The following is a 23,356-nucleotide window of genomic DNA, read 5'->3' as shown; positions in this document are numbered from 1 at the left end:
AAATGGAGAAAAAATGTCAAAAAAAGCAAATATTATTACCGGTGTCAGTATAGTAGCTATAGTTATTATTGTGGCTATGTTTATGATGGGCAATTCAAATAAGATGGATGGAAGCTATATTTCCGACATGGGTGGTTCCAAATTTGAGTTGAAGTTTAAAGGAAACACTGTGACTAAAGTTGAAACTGATAAAAAGTCAGACCAAGGTACTTATGAAATTGAAGACGGTAAACTTACCATGAAATTTGATGATTATACAATGAAAGCTAGTTTAGACAAAGATAAAAAAACATTTACACTTAATTCCGTAACTGGTTCACAAATGATGGGCTTCGGATTTTTATTAGAGGGGTTAAAATTTGAACAGGTTGCTAAATAATTATTAATTTATTGGGAGGATATTTTATATTATGAAAAAATCAAACATTACTTTATTATCAAGTGCATTAATCGCTGGAGTTACTGTCGTTGGTGCTACAACAACGGCAAACGCTGCAACAACTACACCCGACTCAACTGAAACAACTCATACTCAAACAGTTCAATCTAACAGTCAAAAATTAGATGACGATATTAAAGACGCTCAAACTGACGTTGATAATGCCAAAGATACAGCTGACAAAGATCAAAGTGCTGCTGATACTTCTAAAGACACAGCCGATGCTTCTAAAGACAATGCTGGTCAAACTGAAGAAAATGCTAATCAATCACAAGAAGATTTAAACAGTGCTGTTGATAATCAACAAAATGCGCAAAATACTGCTGATAACGCAACTGATGAATCTATCAATAACGCTCAAGATGCAGTTGACGAACAAGACAAAACAAATAACCAATTAGGTCAAGACGTTGATAACGCTAAAACAGATGTTGATAAAGGTAAAACAGATGTCGATAATGCTCAAACTGGCGTTGATGAAGCCCAAAAAGGTGCTGACCAATCTGATAAAGATGCTGATAAAGCTCAAGAAAACGTTGATAATGCTCAAAATAACCTTGATGGCAAAGGTTCAGCCGAAGCCGACAAGAATTTAAGCAATGCCAAAGATAACTTGGATCAAGCTCAAACAACTGAAGACAATGCTCAAAAAGGTGCTGACCAAGCTGACAAGAATATTGCTGACGCACAAAACAATGTTAATAACGCTCAAACTGGCGTAACTGATGCTAACAAACAACAAAATGATGCTAAAGCTAAAGCTGACGCTGCTCAAAAAGCTAAAGATACTGCTCAAAAAGCATTAGATGATGCTAAGAAACAACAAGGTAATCATCAAGCTAACCAAAATCACATCAACTTAAGCCAAGACTACATTAATGCCTTAAAGGCTTATTCAGATGCTTCATCAGCTGACGCTAATTATCAAGATGTCATTGACAGTTTAACAGCTGCAACTGAAAAAGAATGGGCATTAAATGGCGGCTACATTTCAAATGACCAAGATAAAACTGTTCATATTAACAACCAATCAGATTTAAACAAATATCTTGATGACTTAAATGAATATGCTAAACAATTATTAAATGAAGTGCGTGACCGTTTTGGTAGCACACAAGTTGAAGTCTCAGAAGGTTCTAAAAAATTAGGTCAATCAATCGGCGATGCTTATACATCTAAGAATAACGATCCTGATGATGGTCATGACAATGCATTAAACAACAGCATTGCTAACGGTATGGGATTAACATACTTAACACAACAAGATATGAATACTATCTTCGATAAATCATCTGAAAATGGTTGGAATCTTAGTCTTGATGCTTTCAAGAAATCTATCTATGATTCAATGAATGCCTTCTTATTCAATGGGGGTGAATGGGGCCATGCCGTAAGTGTTGCTGGCATTATGGCAACATATACACCTGCCAATAACACATGGTTCGGTCTTGGCTTCGGTCAATTTAAACAATCTAACGGTAATATCTTCTTAACAAGTTTCTTTAACTTTGTTGATGACTATGATGTTAACGACGCTTCTAAATTTAGCACTACACCTGTTGAATCTGGAACTGTCAGTCAAGCTCAAATTGATAAATTAGCAAGCGACGTTACTGCTAAAACAGCAACTTCAAAAACTGCTGATGCAGCTCTTGCAGCAGCTAAATCACAAACAGTTAAAGCTAACCAAGCCTTAGCTACAGCTAAAACTGCTTTAGCAACTGCTAAAACAAAACAAGCAACAGCACACACAGCCTTAACTAAAGCACAAAACGATGTTAAAACTGCTACTGTAGCTGTTAAAAATGCACAAACAGTTGTTGATGATTTAAATGCATCAATGCCTCAAAAACAACAAGCTTTAAAAGATGCACAAGCTGCCTTAGCTACAACTAAAACAACACAAGCTCAAAAACACATGACTTTAGACGCAGCTAATGCTAAATTAGTTACTGCTAAAACTGCATTAAAAGATGCAACTGCTAAATTAAGTGCCGCTCAAGCAGCTTTAAAAGCTGGTCAAGACGCACTTGGCGAAAAAACAAATCATTTAGATGACTTAAAGAATGCTGAAGCTAACTTAGTTGACGCAACAAAAGCTGTTGAAGCTGCTAAAAAAGCATACGACGAGGCTGTTAAAGCTGCCGAAGATGCACAAGCTGCTTCCGTTGCTGACGATGCACAATATGCGAAGTTACAAGCAATCGCTGATGCATCTAAGAAAGCTTTAGACGATGCACAAGCTGCATTAGCTAAATTACAACATGAAAAAGACATCGAAGATGCTTTGAACAATGTTGACAAACCATCAACTGGTACTGATAACGATTCTGGTTCACATACTGGTCATGTAACAGGTTCAGACAATGGTTCAGATAAAGGTAACGTAACTGGTTCTGTTGTTGCTAAAGGTAGTGAAACAGCTAAAGACACGACTGACAACAATGGTATTGTTGCACCAAGCAATAATACATCAACATCACGTCTTAAAGCTGCTGATCATTCAGAAATCAATAACGCTAAAATATTAGGTGCTTCGGTATTACCACAAACTGACGAAACTAATTCGTCAGTCGTTTCAGTGATTGGTGCAGCTCTTGTTGGTGCCGTTAGTCTCTTTGGACTTGCAGGAACGCGCCGTCGTAAACACTAATTCGTTATTGTAAGGAGGAATTGAGATGAAGAAGCCTTTACTTGTAATGACTAGTATCGTAATGGTTGCTTTATTAACAGCGTGTGGGCAACAAAAGTCACAGTCTGAGCAAACAAGTCAGCCAAAACAAGTATCCGTGTCAGATAAGAAAAAGGCGCAGTCGTCAAAAAAAGCAGATACAACTAAAAAGACGCATACTAAAGAAGTAAATCAACCAAAAAAAGAATCCGTGTCAGATAAGAAAAAAGCGCAGTCGTCAAAAAAAGTAAATACGATTAAAAAGACGCCTGCCAAAGAAGTAAATCAACCAAAACAGATGAATTTAGATCAAATTCAAGTCAGTGATTACAGCAGTATCGTCGGTCAGTGGCAAATTGTGAAGTTAGAAGCACGGGGACGCGACTTACCACTTGATGATGTTCAGCCGTTAAATATTACTAAAGATAGTCTAGTGTCATCATCTTCGTTTACATTAAATAAAGCTGGCTTAAAAGATCAGAATGGGCTGCATGCGACGAAATTTGAAGTTGCTAATAATATCTTAACCGCCAGCTTAAGTAATGCAAGTGATGTTTCTATTAATTGGTCCGTCATGTTCTATCCCAAAGGGACTAGTCACGAATATGGTGTTAATACTGGTGAAGAAACGAACAAGCAGAATCTGATTGTTGTTTGGTCAAGTAGTAACTCAGTGACCGCGGTTTACAGCCAAAGTTAATATATATATAAATAGAAGGTCTACAATATCTGTTGCCAGTGATAGAAAAATCTATCACTGGCAACAGATTTTTTTGTATGACACTAAAAAGAGTCTCCTATGACAAATAATACTAAGGTTTTACTAAATATGAAATTTGCTGAAAGCACTCCTTAATCCAGCAGTCATCGGAGTTTATGGTACTTTAGATTACCTTCAAAAATGCCTGACACCCCTGCAGAGTTCTCAACATAATCAAATTGTTAGCTACGGATGGCGGGCATCTCTATTAGGCTACTACGTTATTCTAGTGGCCAACTTTAAGAAACTAACAATGAATTGAAACATATTAAACGTAATGCCTACGATTTCAGTAATTTTAGGAAACACATTTTCTTTGTAATGAGGATTATGTACATAAAAAAGGCGTTGTCACAAAGTGACAACACCCTCCATAATATATTCACCAACAATAGTTGCAATAGAACCAAAAATATTCACCAGTGACAACTGCAATATACCAAAAAAAACACCTCACAAATTGCTTTGTGAAGTGCTTCAAAATATCGATATAAATATATATTAACGTTTTGAGAATTGGCTTGCTTTACGAGCTTTCTTAAGACCTGGTTTCTTACGTTCTTTCATACGAGGATCACGAGTAAGTAATCCTGCAGATTTAAGAGCTGCACGGAAATCTGGATCTACTGTAAGTAATGCGCGAGCAATACCATGGCGAACTGCGCCAGCTTGACCTGAGAAGCCACCACCATTAGCGTTAACTAAAACATCATAACTACCTAATGTTTCTGTAGCGTTAAATGGTTGTAAGACTACTTCACGTAAGTTAGCAAATGGAATGTAATCTTCAATTGCTTTGTTGTTGATAGTAATTTTACCAGTACCTGGTACTAAACGTACGCGAGCTACTGAGTTTTTACGACGACCTGTTCCTGAATATACGACTTGAGCCATTTCAATTGCCTCCTTAAATTAAGTTTGTAATATCTAAAGTTTCTGGTTGTTGTGCTTGTTGATCATGTTCTGCACCACGATATACGTGTAATTTCAATGCTTGTTCTTTACCAAGAGTACCTTTTGGAAGCATACCTTTAACAGAGAAAGCAATCAATTTTTCAGGATCGTTGGCACGGAAATCACCAGCAGTACGAGTTTTTAAACCACCTGGATGATCTGTATGATGTTGGTATAATTTTCTGTCAGCTTTGTGACCAGTTAAACCAACCTTTTCTGCATTGATAACAATAACGTTATCACCAGTATCCACATTAGGTGTGAATGTTGGTTTGTTTTTACCGCGTAAGATAGAAGCAACGACAGTTGATAAGCGACCTAAAGAAATATCAGTTGCATCAATAACATACCATTTACGTTCTATTTCGCCTTTTTTTGCTAAATAAGTTGTACGCACGATTGTTTCCTCCGTTTTTTCATGTTGTTTGTTTGACACTCAAATAAGTTTCCGGGGCCTATCAGTGGGGCAAACAATACCATTTATAATATTAACTATTAAAAGTCAATTTGTCAATCTAATTTATGGGCATCCCACAAATAAATAACACCTTTTCAGATTTAAAATTGCCTTAGTATTCATATTGTCAATAACTTCTATATTACCCTAATTCGTCCGGATAATAAACCTTTTTTAAATATAATCCACTCGCCGGAGCTGTTTCTCGAGCTTGTTGTCGATCCTTTACTTCATATAACCGTAAAATATCATGAACCGGACGCCGGCCGTTCCCTATTTCTAGGAGTGTAGCGACTAAAATTCGGACCATATTGTACAGAAAGCCATTTCCATAAAATTCAAAAATAATTTCATGGTTTTCTTTATCTTCTCTCACGGTTGCCTCATAAATCGTCCGAACGTGATCTGTAACCTGGCTACCTGCCGCCACGAAACTAGAAAAATCATGTTCGCCAACTAAATCAGGTAATGCTTCTTCAATTTTGGCGATATCTATCTTGTATTTATAATGACCCGTGTAGAAGCGTTTAAATGGGTCGGTAAATTCACCTTGAGAAACACGATACATATATCGTTTACCATGCGTACTATAGCGTGAATGAAAATCATCACTGACAAGTTCGGCTTTTTTAACTTGAACATCCAGTGGCAATAAACTGTTCAATGCTCTCATCATGCTAGTTTCCGGAATTTCATGCATGAAGTCAAAATGAAAAACCTGTCCTAAGGCATGAACGCCAGCATCTGTTCGGCCTGAACCATAAATTCTAACTGGTACTTCTGATTTACTCATAATTGTTACTGCTTTTTCTAAGACAGATTCAACCGTCCGTTGGTTTGGCTGCCTCTGAAACCCTGCAAAAGCTGCGCCATCATAAGCAACGGTAATTTTAAAACGTACTGACATATTTATTCATCCTTAATTTTTGAGGTAGACTAATGCAACGGTAACGATAGCGAATAAAACAAAAGCTAACGTATCAGCCGTCCGCCATTTTAAAATACGATACTTTGTTCGACCTTCTCCACCCTGGTAACCACGAGATTCCATGGCAATCGCTAAATCTTCGGCACGATTGAACGAACTTACAAATAGCGGAATTAACAACGGGATAATTGATTGCATTTGTTTAATTAGCGACCCTTGACCAAAGTTCACACCTCGAGCTCGTTGAGCGTTCATAATTTTTTCTGTCTCATCCATTAATGTAGGGACAAAACGTAACGCGATTGATAACATTAACGCAATTTCATAAACTGGAAATTTGATTGCTTTAAGTGGTTTTAATAAAGATTCAATCGCATCTGCTAGTTGGAGTGGTGCCGTTGACAACGTCAATAATGTTGACATAAAAATAATTAAAATAAATCGGCAAAAAATATATAATCCATTTGTCACACCAAATTGAGAAATTTTAAAAATCCCCCAATGCCAGTACATTTGGCCACCACTTGAAAATAGCATTTGCAAAGCAACCGTAAAGATAATCAGCCAAATTAATGGCCGGACACCTTTTAAAAAGAAACTCATATTAATTTTTGACGCTAAAATACATCCTAACGTAAAAACTAAAAGCATAGAAAAACTTTGCCAATTATTTGCCATAAAGATTATTCCAACAAAATAAAAACTCAAAACTAATTTAGCACGCGGATCCATGCGGTGAACGAGTGAATCACCCGCTATGTAACGTCCAAAAATCAACTTATTCATTAGCGTCATGACCTCCATTTTGGCTTAGCAGCGTGACGAGGTCGTCGGCTAATTCATTCTCTGTTAAAGGCATCTCCTTGAATTCAAAGCCTTTTTCAATTAATTTTTTTGAAAATAACGTTGTTGTTGGCACGTTCAAATGGTTACTTAATAAGAACTCTGGATCAGCAAAAACTTCTCTTGGTGTGCCCGATTTAATAATCGTTCCTTTTGACATGATAATAGCGTGATTCGCATAATTTGCCACATCATCCATCTGATGCGTTACGAGAATAATCGTCAAATTTTGTTCACGATGAAGTTCTTCGAACATTGCCATCATATCAACGCGACCTTTAGGATCTAATCCTGCTGTGGGTTCGTCTAAAACCAAGATTTTAGGTTCCATAGCCAGAATTCCAGCGATTGCTACGCGACGCATTTGACCACCAGAGAGGTCAAATGGTGATTGCTGATAGATATTCTCTGGTAATCCAACTAACTTCAACATTTTTGTCGCTATTTTCTCAGCTTCTTCATCTGTTTTACCAAAGTTTTTTGGCGCAAATGCCACATCTTTAATAACCGTTTCTTCAAACAATTGTGCTTCTGGAAATTGAAAAACGATGCCAACTTGTTTTCGTAAATCGTTTAACGTTTTATTGGCCGTTTCTGGTGTAATGATTTGATTCCCAATTGTAATTTTACCTTCAGTTGGTTTTAATAGGCCATTTAAATGTTGCAATAGGGTCGATTTACCAGAACCTGTATGTCCAACAATTGCTGTAAATGAGCCGTCCTCAATTTCAAGATTGATATTATGTAGCGCCCGACTTTCAAAAGGTGTCCCTTTTTGGTAGGTAAAGGCTACTTCGTTGAATTTAATTGCCATAACCAATCTACCATACCTTCCTCTGTCATATAGTCGTCCGGAATGTCAAAATGACGTTTTTTAAGCGCGACTTTTAAGCGTTCTGGATATGGAATATCTAATCCCATATCTACTAATTGTTCACCAAGTGCAAAAATTTCAGCAGGTGTGCCTTCTTTTACCAGCTCGCCTTTGTCCATAACCATAATTTTGTCAGCACTTGCCGCTTCATTAATATCATGCGTGATTGAAATAATTGTTAGCCCACGTTCTTCTTTGAGTTGATGTATTAGGCTCAAAACTTCGTCACGACCTTCTGGATCCAACATGCTAGTTGATTCATCCAAGATGATAACTTCTGGCCTTAGAGCGACAATTCCAGCGATTGCGACACGTTGTTTCTGTCCCCCAGATAGTCTAGCAGGTTCCTTGGCCGCAAACTCCCACATATCTACACGTTCAAGCGCGTCTCTGACTCGTTCTTGCATTTCTTTACGTTCTATTCCATTGTTTTCAAGTCCAAATGCAACGTCATCTTCAACAGTTGCTCCCACAAACTGGTTATCTGGGTTTTGAAAAACGATGCCAATCTTACGACGAATATCCCAGACCGTTTCTGGTGATAAAATAAGGCCATCTACTGTGATTTCACCTGATTGAGGTGCTAGCAAGCCATTAATATTTTTAGATAATGTACTTTTCCCACTACCGTTATGACCAATAATTGCAACCCAGTCACCTTTTTCAATCGTAAAGGACACATCTTTAAGTGCCATTTCACTCATTTCTTTTTGTGCTTCATATTGATAATTTAAATGATCAACTTTAATTAATTCAGTCATTGTTACTGTCCTCACAATTCACAAGATAACTTACGTTTTGCATTATATCACAGGCCAAAATGAACTCAGTGTATTTATACTTTTACTCTTTATAGTTGTCCTATCTATACAACATACATCTAAAATGCATTTTTTGTACTTTTAAGCTCTTAATTAACAATAAACAGCCATTTAGTCACACCTTTTTATATTGCGCTAAGAACTGCATTTTAAGCTAAATTTCTCTCACCATTTGATAATTAACTAGATTTTGTTGATGTCGATAATTATCTTATCTTTTTATAATTTTAAACCCATAATGTTCAAAAAAAGAGACAGCAGTTATTGAAGCCTCTACCGTTTGTACATTTATTTGTAATTCATTCCTTTGGTAATTTGTTAATTCTGTTAAAATAAGCGCTCCGATATGCTGTCGAATCATAGAACTCTCTACGTACAGCATATCAATATGTCCTGTTACTTCAAGGTTACCAAATCCTATGACCTTTAAATCTTTGATGGCAAGTAGCGTAAATGATTCACTTAATCGTTTATGCCATGCACTCAGATCTGGATTATTCTGCACCCACTCATTAATTTCTAGTTGTGAATAATCTTGTCGGTTAATCTCTTGAATTGTTTGGTTGAATAATGTCGTTATTTCCGATAAATATTTACTATCATAACGGTAAAGTTGTATTGAACTTTGTGCCATCACATTACCCCCTAAACAGATTAAGAATACTATTATCATACTAGGTTTTAGCACATAAAAAAAGGGTTCTGAACACATTATTAAAATGTGTTCAGAACCCTTTTTTCAGACCTCATTAGACAATAAAAAATCACTATGAAGGATGACCGGCAAATCACAAATGTGAAGAACCTTCAAACTAGACTAAGATTACTCCATCATCATAACGTTTGTTTTTAATCATCAATCAAAGTGAAAAATTATCTGTTAACGAATTATACTAATTCAATAATAACCATTTGTGCGGCATCGCCACGACGAGGCATTGTTTTCATAGTTCTAGTGTATCCACCATTACGTTCAGCGTAACGAGGAGCTACATCAGAAAATAATTTTTGTAATGCTGATTGAACAGTGACATCGTCACCATCTTCTTTCACGTCAGCAACTGTGTTTCTTACGAAAGCAGCAGCACGACGACGTGAAGCTAAATCACCACGTTTACCTAAAGAAATCATTTTATCGGCAGATTTGCGTACTTCTTTAGCGCGAGCTTCAGTAGTCACAATTCGTTCGTTGATAATAAGACTTGTTGTTAAATCACGTAACATTGCTTTACGTTGAGAACTTGTACGTCCTAATTTGCGGTAACTCATGAATAGTTTCCCTCCCTCTATATAATATTAGTCATCATGACGTAATGATAAATCAAGCGCAGCTAATTTAGCTTTAACTTCTTCCAATGATTTACGGCCCAAGTTACGGACTTTCATCATGTCAGCTTCGGATTTATTCGTTAATTCTTGAACCGTGTTGATTCCAGCACGTTTCAAACAATTGTATGAACGAACTGATAAATCAAGTTCTTCAATCGTCATTTCGAGCATTTTTTCTTTATGTGTTTCTTCTTTTTCAACCATAATTTCAGCATTTTTAGCTTCATCGGTTAAATCAACAAATAAAGTCAAATGCTCAGTTAAAATTTTAGCCGACAAACTAATGGCTTCGCTTGGTGTAATTGAACCATTAGTCCAAACATCAAGTGTCAATTTGTCATAATCATCTTTTTGACCAACACGTGTTTTTTCTACTTGGTAGTTCACACGTTCGATTGGGGTATAAATGGAGTCAATTGGTAATACGCCAATTGGCATATCTTCCGCTTTGTTTTGATCAGCAGATACGTATCCACGACCATTGCTAGCGTTCATGCGAACATGAAAAGATGCACCTTCTGCGACTGTACAAATGTACAAGTCGGGATTTAATACTTCAACATCACTGTTTACAATGATGTCACCGGCAGTAACCTCTGCGGGACCTTTCACATCAATTTCGATGGATTGGTCTTCATCAGCAGCTAACTTCAAAGCAACTTTCTTAATATTCAAGATAATTTGAGTAACATCTTCCAATACGCCTTCAATAGTTGAAAACTCATGTAAAACACCATCAATTTGAATATTAGTAATAGATGCGCCTGGTAAGGAAGATAATAGAATCCGACGAAGTGAATTACCTAATGTCGTACCATAACCGCGTTCAAGTGGTTCTACAACAAATTTACCATAGTTAGGACTTTCATCTATCTTATGAATATTTGGTTTTTCAAATTCAATCATTCTTATCTTTACCCCTTTCAAAACGTAACGTGTAATCTAGTGAAAACATTATGAAGTTCAACTCCGTAATGAATATTAATCCACGTTAAACACGACGGCGTTTTGGAGGACGACATCCATTATGAGGCACTGGAGTAACATCGCGAATTGCTGTTACTTCAAGACCAGTAGTTTGTAAAGCACGGATTGCGGCTTCACGGCCAGAACCAGGTCCTTTAACTGCTACTTCAACAGTCTTCATACCATTTTCCATTGAGCCTTTAGCTGCAGCTTCTGCTGCCATTTGTGCTGCGAATGGTGTAGATTTACGACTACCTCTAAAACCTAATGCACCAGCTGATGACCATGCAACAGCGTTACCGTTAACATCAGTAATCATAACAAGTGTATTGTTAAAAGTAGAATGAATATGTGCAACACCGGCTTCAATATGTTTTTTAACACGGCGTTTGCGAGAAACTTTCTTAGTTGCCATAAATAGTATTACCTCCTTAATCTAGTAATTATTTCTTGCGGCCTGCAATTGATGTAGCTGGGCCTTTACGTGTACGAGCGTTGTTTTTCGTGTTTTGTCCACGAACTGGTAAACCACGACGATGACGCATGCCTCGGTACGTTCCAATTTCTTGGAGACGTTTAATGTTTAAACTGATTTCGCGACGTAAGTCACCTTCAATTTTAAATTGATCAACAACTTTACGGATTGCATCCTCTTGGTCAGTTGTTAAATCACGAGTTCTAATATCTTCTGATACTTCTGCTTCTACCAAGATCTTAGCAGCAGTTGTATTACCGATTCCATAAATGTAAGTTAATGCTACCACGATTCTTTTATCACGTGGAATATCAATACCTGCAATACGAGCCATAACAATTACACCTCCTAATTTTTATTATCCTTGACGTTGTTTATGTTTTGGATTTGCGCTACAAATGATCATAACTCGACCTTTGCGCTTGATAACTTTACAATGTTCACACATTGGTTTTACTGATGGTCTTACTTTCATTGAATTATACCTCCTAAAAGTTTTTGAAGTACAATCTATTTAAAGCGATAAGTAATACGACCCTTACTTAAATCGTAAGGAGACATTTCAACCGTCACTTTATCACCAGGTAAAATACGAATATAATTCTTACGAATTTTACCAGAGACATGAGCTAAAATTTCATGATCATTTTCAAGTACAACTCGAAAAGTCGCATTGGGTAACGTTTCACGGACCGTACCCTCAATCTCAATTACTTCTTCTTTCGCCACGTAAATGTACCTCCTTAAAATCGTGTTTTAACTTTACATGTAAAAATGGCGAGAATTAGACACTCTCACCCGTTCTTATCAGGATATTATTACAAATATCCTCCTGAAAAGATAAACCGGAATTATTCTATCATACCGCTATCTCAGATGCAAGTTAGCCACTCCGGCACAATTACTTTGCAGCGGAATACTCAGATTACTTGAGATTGTTTAAAATCGTTTCAATATCTGCAAATACATCTTCAATATCGCGGTTACCATCTACTGTATACAATAGATGACGTTGTTCGTAAAAATCTAATAACGGTGTATTCATTTTGATGTTAACTTCTAAACGATTTTTAACCGTTTCAAGTTTGTCATCTTCACGTTGATAAAATTCATGTTGCCCACAGCGATCACATGTTCCTTCAACCTTTGTGGGGTTGAAGATTTTGTGATATGTAGCTCCACAATTACGACAAATGTAACGACCAGTTAAACGTTCGATTAGAGATTCAGGATCAACATGAATGTCAATGACTGCGTTAAGAGGTTTTCCAAGGTCCTTACCGATTTCGTCCAAGGCAACAGCTTGTGCCATATTTCTTGGAAACCCATCAAGCATGTAGCCATCTTGAATATCATCTTCAGCTAATCGTTCTTTGACAATGCCATTTGTGACTTCATCAGGAACAAGGTCACCACGATCGATATACTTTTTAGCTTCAAGTCCCATTGGTGTTTCATTTTTCATTGCTGCACGGAAGATGTCTCCCGTAGAGATATGAGCGATGTGGAAAGCGTCGACAATCTTTTCAGCTTGTGTTCCCTTACCTGCACCAGGTAAACCCATTAACATCAGGTTCATTTTAGTCATGAATATCCTCCTAATATGAGAAATGGTTAGGCATCAGCCTAACCTAATTCTCAGTTTAAAATTTGTTTTTTATCGATTATCTAATGAATCCGACGTACTTACGTTTCATCATCATACCCTCTAATTGACGAATAGTTTCAAGAGCAACCCCAACGACAATCAACAGACTAGTACCACCCAAACCAACTGATTCATCTAATCCGAACAAACTTGATGCTAATAATGGAATTAAAGCAACAAATCCTAAGAATAATGAACCAACAGTACTTAAACGCATTAATAATTTTGAAACATATTTTTCTGTTGCTTTACCAGGCCAAACACTTGGAATATAACTTCCTTGTTTTTGTAAATTCTCTGAGAGTTTCTCAGGATTTACCTGTACGAAAGCGTAGAAGAATGTGAACAAGACAATCAATACGGTATATAGGATGGCTCCGTATGTTGTTTGCATGTTGAAAACTTGACTTAATACTTTATACCAAGTCGTGTCCCCTTGTGAGCTTTGGAATGCCAAAAGCACAGTTTGGGGTGTTGCAATGAACGAACTCGCAAAAATAACGGGGATAACACCCGCAACGTTTACCTTAAGTGGCAGATATGAACTATCTGTCGCACCAGCAACACGTCTTGTGTATTGAATTGGAATCTTATAGTTAGCTTGTTGAACATATGTTACAAAAGTTACGATTGCAAAAATAATAACGAGCAAGATAACTATGAACAAGATGCCCCCCCAAAGATCACCTTTATCAGCTTGGAAAATTTGTTCATTGAAAATCTGTTTAATACCACCTGGAATACGAGAAACGATACCTGCCATGATTAACATGGAAACACCATTCCCAATACCACGTTCAGTAATCATATCACCTAACCAAGTCGTAAACATTGTTCCGGCTGTTAAAATAACGCCCAAAACAACATATGTTTGCGTACTTGGATTGTTAACCAAACCTAAACTACTTAATGAGTCTAACCCTGCGGTGATACCTACAGATTGAACAAATGCTAAGACAATTGTTAGGTAACGTGTAGCTTGATTCAATTTACGACGACCAACTTCACCTTGCTTACTCCATTCTACAAAACGAGGAACAATGTCCATTTGTAGTAATTGAATAACAATTTGAGCTGTAATGTAGGGTGAAACCCCCATTGCGAAAATTGAGTAATTAGTTAATCCACCACCACTAAAAGTGTTAAGAAGACTAACTAAGTTACTACTTGTTGCACTAGCAATTGCAGCATGGTTAATTCCAGGAACTGTTATAAAAGTACCTAAGCGAAAGACAATTAAAACGCATAAAGTGAAAAAAATCTTTTGACGGATTTCTTTCACAGCTAATGCATTTTTCATCACTTTAAGCATTAGATCACCTCTGTTTGACCACCGGCAGCTTCAATAGCTTCTTTAGCAGCAGCTGAGAATTTACCTGCTTTAACAGATAATTTCTTGTTAAGTTCGCCGGAAGCTAAAATTTTAATTCCTGATTTTTCGTTCTTAACAATACCTGATTCAACAAGTAATGCTGGTGTTACTTCAGCACCGTTTTCGAATTTGTTTAAGCTATCTAAATTGACAACTGCATATTCTTTACGGTTGAAGTTATTAAATCCACGTTTTGGCATACGACGGAATAAAGGCATTTGTCCACCTTCAAAACCTAAACGTACTTTACTACGGGCTTTTTGGCCTTTTTGACCACGTCCAGAAGTTTTACCATTACCTGAAGATGTTCCACGTCCGACACGGTTACGTACTGAGCGAGAACCTTCACTTGGTTTTAATTCATGTAATTTCATAGGGTTGGCACCTCCTTATTTTAAACTGCAAACAAGATGTTGATGTTATTTAACTTCTTCAACGTCCACTAAATGAGAAATCTTGGCGATAACGCCTCGTGTTACTGCGTCATTAGGACGAATAACAGAGCTGCTAATACGGTGTAAACCGAAAGCTTTAACGATTTCGCGTTGATTTTGAGGACGTCCGATGACACTGCGTTTTAATGTAATTTTTAAATCTGTCATGTTTTAGTCCTCCTAGTCAGCTAAGTGTTGAATAGAAACGCCACGTAATGCAGCAACTTCTTCAGCACTCTTCATTTTCTTTAAACCATCCATTGTTGCGCGAACAACGTTGATTGGTGTATTTGAGCCTAATGATTTACTTGTTACATCTGCTACTCCAGCAAGTTCCATAACGGCACGAACTGAACCACCAGCGGCAACTCCAGAACCTTCAACAGCTGGTTTAAGCATAATGCGTCCACCACTGTATTGACCGAGAACTTCGTGAGGAAGTGTCGTACCGACCATAGGTACTTCAATCAAGTTCTTTTTAGCATCTTCAACTGCTTTACGGATTGCTTCAGGAACTTCTTGAGCTTTACCTGTACCGAAGCCTACATGACCATTGTGATCACCGACAATAACTAATGCAGCAAAACGTAGACGACGTCCACCTTTTACAACTTTAGTAACACGGTTAATCGCAACAACACGATCTTCTAAATCTAAATGAGTTGGATCAATGAAAGTCATAAACTATTTCCTCCCTTTCTTAGAATTCTAATCCATTTTCACGAGCTGCTTCAGCTAAAGCAGCAACGCGTCCATGGTATAAGTATCCGCCACGATCAAAAACAACAGCTTTGATACCTTTGTCATTAGCACGTTTAGCAACTAATGCGCCAACAGCAGTAGCTTTTGCTACTTTACTGTCGCCAGTTACTTCACTATCAATTGTTGAGGCACTTGCTAGCGTTACACCCGCTACGTCATCAATTACTTGAGCGTAGATGTGGTTATTAGAACGGAATACGTTTAAGCGTGGGCACTCTGCAGTTCCAGAAATCTTGCCACGAACACGTAAATGACGTTTTGAACGTGTTTTATTTCTATCTGGTTTTGTAATCACAATTTTCACCTCTTGATTTTATTCAAAAACAAAGTAAGCAATGCTAAGCAGCATTATTTACCTGTTTTACCTTCTTTACGACGAACATATTCGCCAACGTAACGAATTCCTTTACCTTTATAAGGTTCTGGAGGACGAACGGCACGAATTTCTGCGGCAAGATCGCCAACTTCTTGTTTACTGATACCTGAAATAATAATACTTGTATTTGCAGGAACTTCAACAGTTAAGTTTTCGCGTTCTTCAAAATCCACTGGATGTGAATAACCAACATTTAATACTAATTTTTTCCCTTGTAATTGTGCACGATAACCAACACCAATCAACTCAAGTTCTTTTTTGAAACCTTCTGTAACACCAAGAACCATGTTGTTTACGTTGGCACGCATTGTACCATGTAAGGCACGAGTGCTTTTATCGTCACTTTCACGAGTAAATTTAACTGAAAGACCTTCAACATGCATTGTAATAGCACTAGAGAACTTACGAGTTAATTCACCTTTGGGGCCTTTTACTGTAACCATTTGACCTTCTTGTGTAACTTCTACACCAGCAGGAAGAACGATTTCTTTATAACCTATACGACTCACGCGAGTGACACCTCCTTACGAATTAATTGATTACCAGATGTATGCTAAGACTTCGCCACCAATTTGTTTGGCGCGTGCATCTTTATCTGTCATCACACCTTCTGATGTTGAGATAACTGCGATTCCTAAACCATTTAATACTTTAGGAACTGCATCAGCTTGAACGTACGTACGTAATCCTGGTTTTGAGATACGTTTAATACCAGAGATTACACGTTCGTTGTCTTTTCCAAATTTTAAAAATACACGGATAATACCTTGTTTGTCATCATCGATGTATTCGATATCACGTACGAAACCTTCATTTTTAAGGATTTCAGCGATATCACGTTTGATTTTTGAAGCAGGCACTTCTAAAGACTCATGCCGTACCATGTTTGCATTACGGATACGAGTTAAAAAGTCTGCGATCGGATCAGTCATGACCATTGAGTTTACCCTCCTTTAACTTGTCTTTTAGATTTACCAGCTAGCTTTTTTCATACCAGGAATTTGGCCTTTGTGAGCAAGGTCACGAAGACAAATACGGCATAATTTAAATTTACGATAAACAGAATGTGGGCGACCACAACGTTCGCAACGTGTATAAGCTTGTGTAGAGAATTTTGCTGGACGTTTGTTCTTTGCAATTAATGATTTTTTAGCCAAAGCTTTGTAACCTCCTTATTATTTAGAAAACGGCATACCTAATTGTGTGAGTAATTCTTTTGATTCCTCATCAGTATTAGCAGTTGTAACAATAACGATATCCATTCCACGAACTTTATCCACATCATCAAAATCGATTTCTGGGAAAATTAATTGTTCGCGAACACCTAAAGTATAGTTACCACGGCCATCAAAGGCTTTTTTGCTAACGCCACGGAAATCACGCACACGAGGTAATGAAACTGAAACTAATTTATCTAAGAAATCGTACATGCGTTCGCCACGTAAAGTAACTTTAGCACCGATTGGCATACCTTCACGTAAACGGAAGCCAGCAATTGATTTTTTAGCTTTTGTAACCAAAGGTTTTTGACCAGCGATTAAAGCTAATTCTTCAACAGCTTTATCTAAATTTTTAGCATTAGTAACAGCATCACCAACACCCATGTTGATAACAATTTTATCAACTTGAGGTGTTTGCATAATTGATGTGTAGTTAAATTTTTCCATCATAGATGGTGTAATTTCATTAGTGAACTTTTCTTTTAAACGGTTAGTCATGAAGAAAGTGTCCTCCTTTCAGTAGGTCTATTTAACAGTTTCACCTGATTTTTTAGAAACTCTAACTTTCTTGCCGTCTACAACTTTGAAGCCAACACGAGTTGGTTCGTTTGTAGATGGGTCGATAAGCATCACGTTTGAAACGTGAATTGGTGCTTCTATATCCACGATGCCACCTTGTGGATTCGAGTTACTAGGTTTTTGATGTTTTTTTGCAATATTCATGCCTTCAACAATCACACGGTCATCTTTAAGGAAAACTTTAGTAACAGTACCTTGTTTACCTTTATCTTTACCTGCAATTAATTGAACTTTATCACCAGTTTTGACGAACATTTAGCGCACCTCCTTGTTTTCCGATGGATTTCTTATAATACTTCGGGTGCTAAAGAAACAATCTTCATGAAATTGTTATCACGTAATTCACGTGCAACAGGTCCAAAGATACGTGTACCTTTAGGGCTTTTATCATCTTGGATGATAACGGCAGCATTTTCATCAAATTTGATGTATGAACCGTCAGCGCGATGAGCACCTGATTTTGTACGTACGATTACAGCTTTAACAACTTCACCTTTTTTGACAACACCACCTGGTGTTGCATGTTTAACAGTAGCAACAATAACGTCACCGATATTAGCAGTTTTACGCTTTGATCCACCTAAAACTTTAATAGTTAAGATTTCTTTTGCGCCTGAATTGTCGGCAATTTTTAAACGACTTTCTGTTTGTATCACAGTAAGTGTCCTCCTTTCGATAGCAAATTAGAAATACGAATGGCAATTATGCTTAAGCAATAACTGCTTTTTCAACGATATCTAATAAACGGAATCTCTTAGTTGCTGACAACGGACGAGTTTCCATAATTTGAACGATATCGCCGATTTTTGCTTCGTTATTTTCATCATGTGCATAGAATTTTTTAGAATAAGTCACACGTTTACCGTAGGTTTTGTGTGTCTTGTATGTTTCGATAAGAACACTAATCGTTTTATCCATTTTGTCGGATACAACGCGTCCTTGATAGACTTTACGTTGGTTACGAGTTTCACTCATGCGTAAATGGCCTCCCTTTCGTAATCTACTTGTTTAATTCTTGTTGGCGTAATGCCGTTTTAATACGAGCAATTGTTTTACGTACTTCACTTAAGCGTGCGGTATTTTCTAATTGACCGGTAGCTAATTGGAAGCGTAAGTTAAACAATTCATCTTTAAATTCTTGTTCTTTGGTAATCATTTCAGCAGTGGTTAATTCATTAATTTCCTTAGCCTTCATGTGATTCGCCACCTACTTCCTCACGTTTTACAATTTTAGTTCTCACTGGAAGTTTGTTTGATGCTAAGCGTAAAGCTTCGCGAGCAACTTCTTCGGGAACACCGGCAACTTCAAACATGATCTTTCCACGTTTAACTGGAGCTACCCATCCTTCAGGAGCACCTTTACCAGAACCCATTCGAACACCAATTGCTTTTGCAGTATATGATTTATGAGGGAAAATTTTAATCCATACTTTCCCACCACGTTTCATATGACGGTTAATAGCGACACGAGAAGCTTCGATTTGACGGTTAGTGATCCATGATGATTCAAGAGCCTGTAAACCGAATTCTCCAAAAGCGACTTCTTTGCCACCTTTAGCTTCCCCACGCATTTTACCACGGAATTCACGACGGAATTTTGTACGTTTAGGTACTAACATAGGTTATTTCCCTCCTTTCACAGCGTTTTTCTTAGCTGGTAAGATTTCACCACGGTAGATCCAGACTTTAACGCCTAATTTACCGTAAGTAGTCATTGCTTCAACCCAAGCGTAGTCAATATCTGCTCTTAAGGTATGTAATGGAACTGTACCATCTGAGTAGCTTTCAACACGAGACATATCAGCTCCGTTAAGACGGCCAGCAACTTGAACTTTGATACCTTTAGCACCAGAGCGCATTGTACGTTGCATAGCTTGTTTAACAGCACGACGGAATGCGACACGGTTTTCTAATTGTTCCGCAACGTTTTCGCCGACTAATTGAGCATCTAAATCAGGACGTTTGATTTCAACAATGTTGATATGCACACGTTTACCTGTTAAATCATTTAATTCTTTACGAAGTTTTTCAACTTCAGCTCCACCTTTACCGATAACCATACCAGGTTTAGCAGTATGGATTGAAACGTTAACACGTTTTGCAGCGCGTTCGATTTCAACGATAGAGACAGAAGCGTCGGTTAATTTTTCTTGAATGTATTTACGGATGTGTAAATCTTCATGAAGGTAGTTTGCAAAATCTTTTTCTGCATACCATTTTGAATCCCAATCACGAATGATACCTACACGTAATCCCGTTGGATTTATTTTTTGACCCACGCGTTATCCCTCCTTATTTTGTAGTTTCAGATACAACTACTGTAATGTGACTCGTACGTTTGTTAATTGGTGAAGCTGATCCTTTAGCACGAGGACGGAAACGTTTTAAAGTTGGTCCTTCGTTAGCAAAAATATCAGTAATAACTAAGTTTTCACCATCTAAATCAAAATTATTTTCTGCATTAGCTACAGCAGAAAGTAAAACTTTTTCAATGATTGGGCTTCCGGCTCTGGGAGTAAATCTCAAAATACCGATAGCTTCAGCAACACTTTTACCTCTGATAAGATCGATTACCAAGCGAGCTTTACGCGCTGGAATACGAACAGTTTTGGCGGTTGCTTTTGCTGATGTTACTTGTTCAGCCATGTGTATAACCTCCTTTATTTAACTGTAGTTTTCTTATCGTCAGATCCGTGACCACGGAAAGTACGTGTTGGAACAAATTCACCCAACTTATGACCAACCATATCTTCTTGCATAAAAACTGGAACGTGTTTACGTCCATCATATACAGCGATAGTTAGACCAATGAAGTTAGGGAAGATTGTTGAACGACGTGACCATGTTTTGATAACTGTTTTCTTTTCTTGATCAGTTTGTGCTTCGACCTTTTTCATCAAATGTTCATCGACGAATGGTCCTTTTTTTAGACTACGACTCAATGTGAATCCTCCTTCCGGAATATAGCTTAAGCAACAAGTAAATTATTTCTTGTTGCGTCCACGTACGATAAATTTGTCTGATTGGTTTTTCTTTGAACGTGTTTTGTAACCCATCGTCTTTTGACCCCAAGGAGACATAGGTGATGGACGACCAATTGGAGCTTTACCTTCACCACCACCATGAGGATGATCGTTAGGATTCATAACTGATCCACGAACTGTAGGACGTTTACCAGCCCAACGAGCACGACCAGCTTTACCAATTTTGATTAATTCATGTTGTTCGTTACCAACAGCACCGATAGATGCGCGACATGTTGATAAGATCATGCGAACTTCGCCTGATGTCAAACGAACAAGGACGTATTTACCTTCTTTACCAAGTAATTGTGCAGAAGCACCGGCTGAACGAGCAAGTTGTCCACCCTTACCTGGTTTTAATTCGACATTATGAATAATTGTACCAACTGGGATATCTTGAAGAGCTAATGCGTTACCAACCTTGATATCTGCTTCTTTACCAGATTGAACCATCATGCCAACTTCTAATCCTTTAGGAGCAATGATGTATGATTTGATACCATCAGTATATTGTAATAATGCAATATTAGCTGAACGGTTTGGATCATATTCAATTGCTTTAACAGTTGCTGTTACATTGTCTTTAACACGCTTGAAATCGATCAAACGGTATTGACGTTTATGACCACCACCACGGTGACGAACAGTAATGCGACCATAGTTATTACGGCCGGCAGTTCTGCTTTTTGATTCTAGTAATGATTTTTCAGGAGTTGATTTAGTAATTTCTGAGAAATCAGAACCAGTCATATTACGACGACCGTTAGTGGTTGGTTTGAATTTTTTAATTCCCACGTTGTTTTCCTCCTAGTTTACAAAATTTTAGATTATTCTTCGAATAATTGGATTTCTTTTGAGTCGGCAGTTAAAGTAACAATTGCTTTACGGCGTTTTTTAGTATAACCAGCATAGCGACCTTGACGTTTTAACTTACCTTTAACATTCATGATATTTACTTTTACAACTTTAACGCCAAAAATATCTTCAATAGCTTTTTTGACTTCAATTTTAGTTGCACGAGTATCAACGTCGAATGTGTAAACTTTGTTAGCCATTCTATCCATTGCTGCTTCGGTGATGACTGGGCGTAAGATAATATCTCTTGATTCCATTATGAAAGAGCCTCCTCTACTTGAGAAAGAGCTGCTTGAGTCATGACTAATTTATCATTGTTGATAACGTCAAGAACGTTAACACCTTTAGCTTCTACTACTGTAACATTTTGTAAGTTACGAGCTGCTAAAGCAACGAAATCATTGCCAGGTTCAAGAACTATTAATACTTTTTTGTTGATATCTAAGTTACTTAAAACTTCTTTGAAAGTTTTTGTCTTTGGTTGTTCGAAGCTAAGTGCATCGACCATAACCACGCTGTTATCCAATACTTTTTGTGAAAGTACTGATTTAAGAGCTAAACGGCGAACTTTTTTAGGTAATTTGTAACTGTATGAACGAGGAGTAGGGCCAAATACGACACCACCACCACGCCATTGTGGGCTACGGATAGATCCTTGACGAGCACGACCTGTACCTTTTTGGCGCCATGGTTTTCTACCACCACCTGAAACTGCACTTTTGTTTTTAACTGAATGAGTTCCTTGACGTAATGATGCACGTTGCATGATTACGGCGTCAAAAATGACATTGTCGTTAGGTTCGATTCCAAAAATAGCGTCGTTTAATTCAACTTCACCATTTTTAGTACCATCTTGTTTTAATAATGCGACTGTTGGCATTTTGAAATTCCTCCTTCCTGTTATTTAGCGTCTTTTGTGACGTTTTTAATTGTAACTAATGTTTTGTTTGCGCCTGGTACGTTACCTTTAATCAAGATAACATTACTATCAACGTCAACACGAATAATTTCCAAGTTTTGGACAGTTACGCGTTTGCCACCCATGCGACCTGGTAATCTCTTACCTTTGAATACACGGTTAATAACGGCACCCATTGAACCAGGACGACGATGATAACGAGAACCATGAGTCATAGGACCTCGTGATTGTCCCCAACGTTTGATATTTCCTTGGAAACCATGTCCCTTAGACGTACCCGTAACGTTAACGATATCGCCAGCTGAGAATGTATCAACTTTAATTTCGTCACCTACGTTATATTCTCCAAGCTCAACATCGTTAATTTCACGAACGAAGCGCTTAGGAGTAGTATTTGCTTTTGCTGCATGACCTTTAGCAGGTTTGTTTGTTAATACTTCGCGCATGTCTTGGTAACCTAATTGAATTGCTTCGTAACCATCGTTTTCAATTGTTTTCAATTGTAAAACAACGTTTGGCGTAGATTCAATCACTGTAACTGGTACCAATTCACCATTTTCAGTAAAAACTTGTGTCATACCTACTTTTTTTCCTAAGATTCCTTTTGTAGTCATGAGTACACCTCCAATATGTTTGTATTTTTATTTTTGT

Annotated in this window: 38 protein-coding genes; 3 read left to right on the top strand and 35 right to left on the bottom strand. The window is 37.5% G+C overall.

Going from position 1 to position 23,356, the window contains the following annotated elements; all coding sequences use genetic code 11:
• The first annotated feature begins 13 nt into the window (after positions 1–13).
• The 3 genes from AC1RPQ_RS03965 to AC1RPQ_RS03955 are packed head-to-tail and all read left to right on the top strand — an operon-like array spanning position 14 to position 3,810.
• Positions 14–379, top strand: coding sequence for a hypothetical protein (locus tag AC1RPQ_RS03965; RefSeq protein WP_481761607.1), 366 nt, complete (start codon positions 14–16; stop codon positions 377–379).
• Positions 380–410: 31 nt separating this feature from the next.
• Positions 411–3,092, top strand: a complete 2,682-nt coding sequence (locus AC1RPQ_RS03960) for an SEC10/PgrA surface exclusion domain-containing protein (protein WP_481761608.1) — start codon at positions 411–413, stop codon at positions 3,090–3,092.
• A 25-nt stretch (positions 3,093–3,117) separates the two neighbouring features.
• On the top strand, positions 3,118–3,810 hold the full coding sequence (locus AC1RPQ_RS03955; protein ID WP_481761609.1) for a DUF6287 domain-containing protein: 693 nt from the start codon (positions 3,118–3,120) through the stop codon (positions 3,808–3,810).
• Between the two features lie 561 nt (positions 3,811–4,371).
• On the opposite strand, the gene rpsI is transcribed toward AC1RPQ_RS03955, so the two are convergent.
• From rpsI to rplC, 35 genes are all read right to left on the bottom strand, one after another.
• Positions 4,372–4,764, bottom strand: a complete 393-nt coding sequence (rpsI, locus tag AC1RPQ_RS03950) for a 30S ribosomal protein S9 (RefSeq protein ID WP_409022038.1) — start codon at positions 4,762–4,764, stop codon at positions 4,372–4,374.
• A gap of 13 nt (positions 4,765–4,777) precedes the next feature.
• Complete coding sequence (gene rplM / locus AC1RPQ_RS03945; RefSeq protein WP_057974611.1) at positions 4,778–5,221, bottom strand: 50S ribosomal protein L13; 444 nt, start codon at positions 5,219–5,221, stop codon at positions 4,778–4,780.
• A gap of 202 nt (positions 5,222–5,423) precedes the next feature.
• Entirely contained in the window at positions 5,424–6,188 is a 765-nt protein-coding gene (gene truA, locus AC1RPQ_RS03940) for a tRNA pseudouridine(38-40) synthase TruA (protein ID WP_409022037.1), read from the bottom strand.
• A gap of 12 nt (positions 6,189–6,200) precedes the next feature.
• The gene (locus AC1RPQ_RS03935) at positions 6,201–7,004 is read right to left on the bottom strand and encodes an energy-coupling factor transporter transmembrane component T family protein (RefSeq protein ID WP_481761610.1); all 804 of its coding nucleotides are present in this window, start codon (positions 7,002–7,004) and stop codon (positions 6,201–6,203) included.
• Entirely contained in the window at positions 6,988–7,866 is an 879-nt protein-coding gene (locus AC1RPQ_RS03930; protein WP_481761611.1) for an energy-coupling factor ABC transporter ATP-binding protein, read from the bottom strand. Before AC1RPQ_RS03930 ends, AC1RPQ_RS03935 begins: the two co-directional genes overlap by 17 nt.
• Entirely contained in the window at positions 7,842–8,687 is an 846-nt protein-coding gene (locus AC1RPQ_RS03925) for an energy-coupling factor ABC transporter ATP-binding protein (protein ID WP_481761612.1), read from the bottom strand. The genes AC1RPQ_RS03930 and AC1RPQ_RS03925 overlap by 25 nt, the downstream gene beginning before the upstream one ends.
• Before the next feature lie 271 nt (positions 8,688–8,958).
• Positions 8,959–9,381, bottom strand: a complete 423-nt coding sequence (locus tag AC1RPQ_RS03920) for a GNAT family N-acetyltransferase (RefSeq protein WP_481761613.1) — start codon at positions 9,379–9,381, stop codon at positions 8,959–8,961.
• Between the two features lie 254 nt (positions 9,382–9,635).
• Positions 9,636–10,016, bottom strand: coding sequence for a 50S ribosomal protein L17 (gene rplQ / locus AC1RPQ_RS03915; protein WP_057974617.1), 381 nt, complete (start codon positions 10,014–10,016; stop codon positions 9,636–9,638).
• A gap of 27 nt (positions 10,017–10,043) precedes the next feature.
• Positions 10,044–10,982, bottom strand: a complete 939-nt coding sequence (locus tag AC1RPQ_RS03910; protein ID WP_409022032.1) for a DNA-directed RNA polymerase subunit alpha — start codon at positions 10,980–10,982, stop codon at positions 10,044–10,046.
• Positions 10,983–11,067: 85 nt separating this feature from the next.
• A complete protein-coding gene (rpsK, locus tag AC1RPQ_RS03905; RefSeq protein ID WP_057974619.1) occupies positions 11,068–11,457 on the bottom strand; it encodes a 30S ribosomal protein S11 in 390 nt (129 codons plus the stop codon).
• 28 nt (positions 11,458–11,485) lie between these two features.
• A complete protein-coding gene (gene rpsM / locus AC1RPQ_RS03900) occupies positions 11,486–11,851 on the bottom strand; it encodes a 30S ribosomal protein S13 (RefSeq protein WP_057974620.1) in 366 nt (121 codons plus the stop codon).
• A 24-nt stretch (positions 11,852–11,875) separates the two neighbouring features.
• Entirely contained in the window at positions 11,876–11,992 is a 117-nt protein-coding gene (gene rpmJ / locus AC1RPQ_RS03895; RefSeq protein WP_057756760.1) for a 50S ribosomal protein L36, read from the bottom strand.
• Positions 11,993–12,027: 35 nt separating this feature from the next.
• The gene (infA, locus tag AC1RPQ_RS03890; protein ID WP_057974621.1) at positions 12,028–12,246 is read right to left on the bottom strand and encodes a translation initiation factor IF-1; all 219 of its coding nucleotides are present in this window, start codon (positions 12,244–12,246) and stop codon (positions 12,028–12,030) included.
• Positions 12,247–12,442: 196 nt separating this feature from the next.
• A complete protein-coding gene (locus AC1RPQ_RS03885; RefSeq protein ID WP_481761614.1) occupies positions 12,443–13,105 on the bottom strand; it encodes an adenylate kinase in 663 nt (220 codons plus the stop codon).
• A gap of 76 nt (positions 13,106–13,181) precedes the next feature.
• Positions 13,182–14,477: a preprotein translocase subunit SecY gene (gene secY, locus AC1RPQ_RS03880; RefSeq protein ID WP_409022030.1), complete on the bottom strand. Its 1,296-nt coding sequence runs from the start codon at positions 14,475–14,477 to the stop codon at positions 13,182–13,184.
• On the bottom strand, positions 14,477–14,911 hold the full coding sequence (rplO, locus tag AC1RPQ_RS03875) for a 50S ribosomal protein L15 (protein WP_409022029.1): 435 nt from the start codon (positions 14,909–14,911) through the stop codon (positions 14,477–14,479). Before rplO ends, secY begins: the two co-directional genes overlap by 1 nt.
• A gap of 45 nt (positions 14,912–14,956) precedes the next feature.
• Positions 14,957–15,139, bottom strand: coding sequence for a 50S ribosomal protein L30 (gene rpmD, locus AC1RPQ_RS03870; RefSeq protein WP_057974624.1), 183 nt, complete (start codon positions 15,137–15,139; stop codon positions 14,957–14,959).
• 12 nt (positions 15,140–15,151) lie between these two features.
• The gene (gene rpsE / locus AC1RPQ_RS03865) at positions 15,152–15,652 is read right to left on the bottom strand and encodes a 30S ribosomal protein S5 (RefSeq protein ID WP_409022028.1); all 501 of its coding nucleotides are present in this window, start codon (positions 15,650–15,652) and stop codon (positions 15,152–15,154) included.
• A gap of 19 nt (positions 15,653–15,671) precedes the next feature.
• Positions 15,672–16,028, bottom strand: a complete 357-nt coding sequence (rplR, locus tag AC1RPQ_RS03860) for a 50S ribosomal protein L18 (protein ID WP_462298812.1) — start codon at positions 16,026–16,028, stop codon at positions 15,672–15,674.
• 53 nt (positions 16,029–16,081) lie between these two features.
• Positions 16,082–16,618 (bottom strand): 50S ribosomal protein L6, encoded by a 537-nt coding sequence (gene rplF, locus AC1RPQ_RS03855; RefSeq protein ID WP_481761615.1) that lies wholly within the window; start codon positions 16,616–16,618, stop codon positions 16,082–16,084.
• Between the two features lie 30 nt (positions 16,619–16,648).
• A complete protein-coding gene (gene rpsH / locus AC1RPQ_RS03850) occupies positions 16,649–17,047 on the bottom strand; it encodes a 30S ribosomal protein S8 (protein ID WP_057974628.1) in 399 nt (132 codons plus the stop codon).
• Between the two features lie 33 nt (positions 17,048–17,080).
• Positions 17,081–17,266, bottom strand: coding sequence for a type Z 30S ribosomal protein S14 (locus AC1RPQ_RS03845; RefSeq protein ID WP_057974629.1), 186 nt, complete (start codon positions 17,264–17,266; stop codon positions 17,081–17,083).
• Positions 17,267–17,284: 18 nt separating this feature from the next.
• Positions 17,285–17,827 (bottom strand): 50S ribosomal protein L5, encoded by a 543-nt coding sequence (rplE, locus tag AC1RPQ_RS03840; protein ID WP_409022025.1) that lies wholly within the window; start codon positions 17,825–17,827, stop codon positions 17,285–17,287.
• Positions 17,828–17,854: 27 nt separating this feature from the next.
• Positions 17,855–18,163, bottom strand: a complete 309-nt coding sequence (rplX, locus tag AC1RPQ_RS03835) for a 50S ribosomal protein L24 (RefSeq protein ID WP_409022024.1) — start codon at positions 18,161–18,163, stop codon at positions 17,855–17,857.
• A 32-nt stretch (positions 18,164–18,195) separates the two neighbouring features.
• Positions 18,196–18,564, bottom strand: coding sequence for a 50S ribosomal protein L14 (rplN, locus tag AC1RPQ_RS03830; RefSeq protein WP_409022023.1), 369 nt, complete (start codon positions 18,562–18,564; stop codon positions 18,196–18,198).
• 52 nt (positions 18,565–18,616) lie between these two features.
• Positions 18,617–18,883: a 30S ribosomal protein S17 gene (gene rpsQ, locus AC1RPQ_RS03825; protein ID WP_057974633.1), complete on the bottom strand. Its 267-nt coding sequence runs from the start codon at positions 18,881–18,883 to the stop codon at positions 18,617–18,619.
• A gap of 25 nt (positions 18,884–18,908) precedes the next feature.
• On the bottom strand, positions 18,909–19,103 hold the full coding sequence (gene rpmC, locus AC1RPQ_RS03820; RefSeq protein WP_057974634.1) for a 50S ribosomal protein L29: 195 nt from the start codon (positions 19,101–19,103) through the stop codon (positions 18,909–18,911).
• Entirely contained in the window at positions 19,093–19,527 is a 435-nt protein-coding gene (gene rplP / locus AC1RPQ_RS03815) for a 50S ribosomal protein L16 (protein WP_057974635.1), read from the bottom strand. Before rplP ends, rpmC begins: the two co-directional genes overlap by 11 nt.
• 3 nt (positions 19,528–19,530) lie before the next feature.
• Positions 19,531–20,187, bottom strand: a complete 657-nt coding sequence (gene rpsC, locus AC1RPQ_RS03810; protein WP_057974636.1) for a 30S ribosomal protein S3 — start codon at positions 20,185–20,187, stop codon at positions 19,531–19,533.
• Positions 20,188–20,200: 13 nt separating this feature from the next.
• Positions 20,201–20,554: a 50S ribosomal protein L22 gene (rplV, locus tag AC1RPQ_RS03805; RefSeq protein WP_409022022.1), complete on the bottom strand. Its 354-nt coding sequence runs from the start codon at positions 20,552–20,554 to the stop codon at positions 20,201–20,203.
• 14 nt (positions 20,555–20,568) lie between these two features.
• Positions 20,569–20,850, bottom strand: a complete 282-nt coding sequence (gene rpsS / locus AC1RPQ_RS03800) for a 30S ribosomal protein S19 (RefSeq protein ID WP_057974638.1) — start codon at positions 20,848–20,850, stop codon at positions 20,569–20,571.
• Between the two features lie 42 nt (positions 20,851–20,892).
• Positions 20,893–21,726, bottom strand: coding sequence for a 50S ribosomal protein L2 (rplB, locus tag AC1RPQ_RS03795; protein ID WP_409022021.1), 834 nt, complete (start codon positions 21,724–21,726; stop codon positions 20,893–20,895).
• Positions 21,727–21,758: 32 nt separating this feature from the next.
• Positions 21,759–22,043: a 50S ribosomal protein L23 gene (gene rplW / locus AC1RPQ_RS03790; RefSeq protein WP_409022020.1), complete on the bottom strand. Its 285-nt coding sequence runs from the start codon at positions 22,041–22,043 to the stop codon at positions 21,759–21,761.
• Positions 22,043–22,666, bottom strand: coding sequence for a 50S ribosomal protein L4 (gene rplD, locus AC1RPQ_RS03785; protein ID WP_409022019.1), 624 nt, complete (start codon positions 22,664–22,666; stop codon positions 22,043–22,045). The genes rplW and rplD overlap by 1 nt, the downstream gene beginning before the upstream one ends.
• A gap of 20 nt (positions 22,667–22,686) precedes the next feature.
• Positions 22,687–23,319, bottom strand: coding sequence for a 50S ribosomal protein L3 (gene rplC, locus AC1RPQ_RS03780; protein ID WP_481761616.1), 633 nt, complete (start codon positions 23,317–23,319; stop codon positions 22,687–22,689).
• Between the last annotated feature and the right edge of the window lie 37 nt (positions 23,320–23,356).

It is taken from the genome of Dellaglioa sp. CoH-57-MRSF-21, from assembly GCF_056781915.1.
Note: the sequence above shows the minus strand (reverse complement) of the source record. Positions and strands in the feature narration are given on the sequence as shown.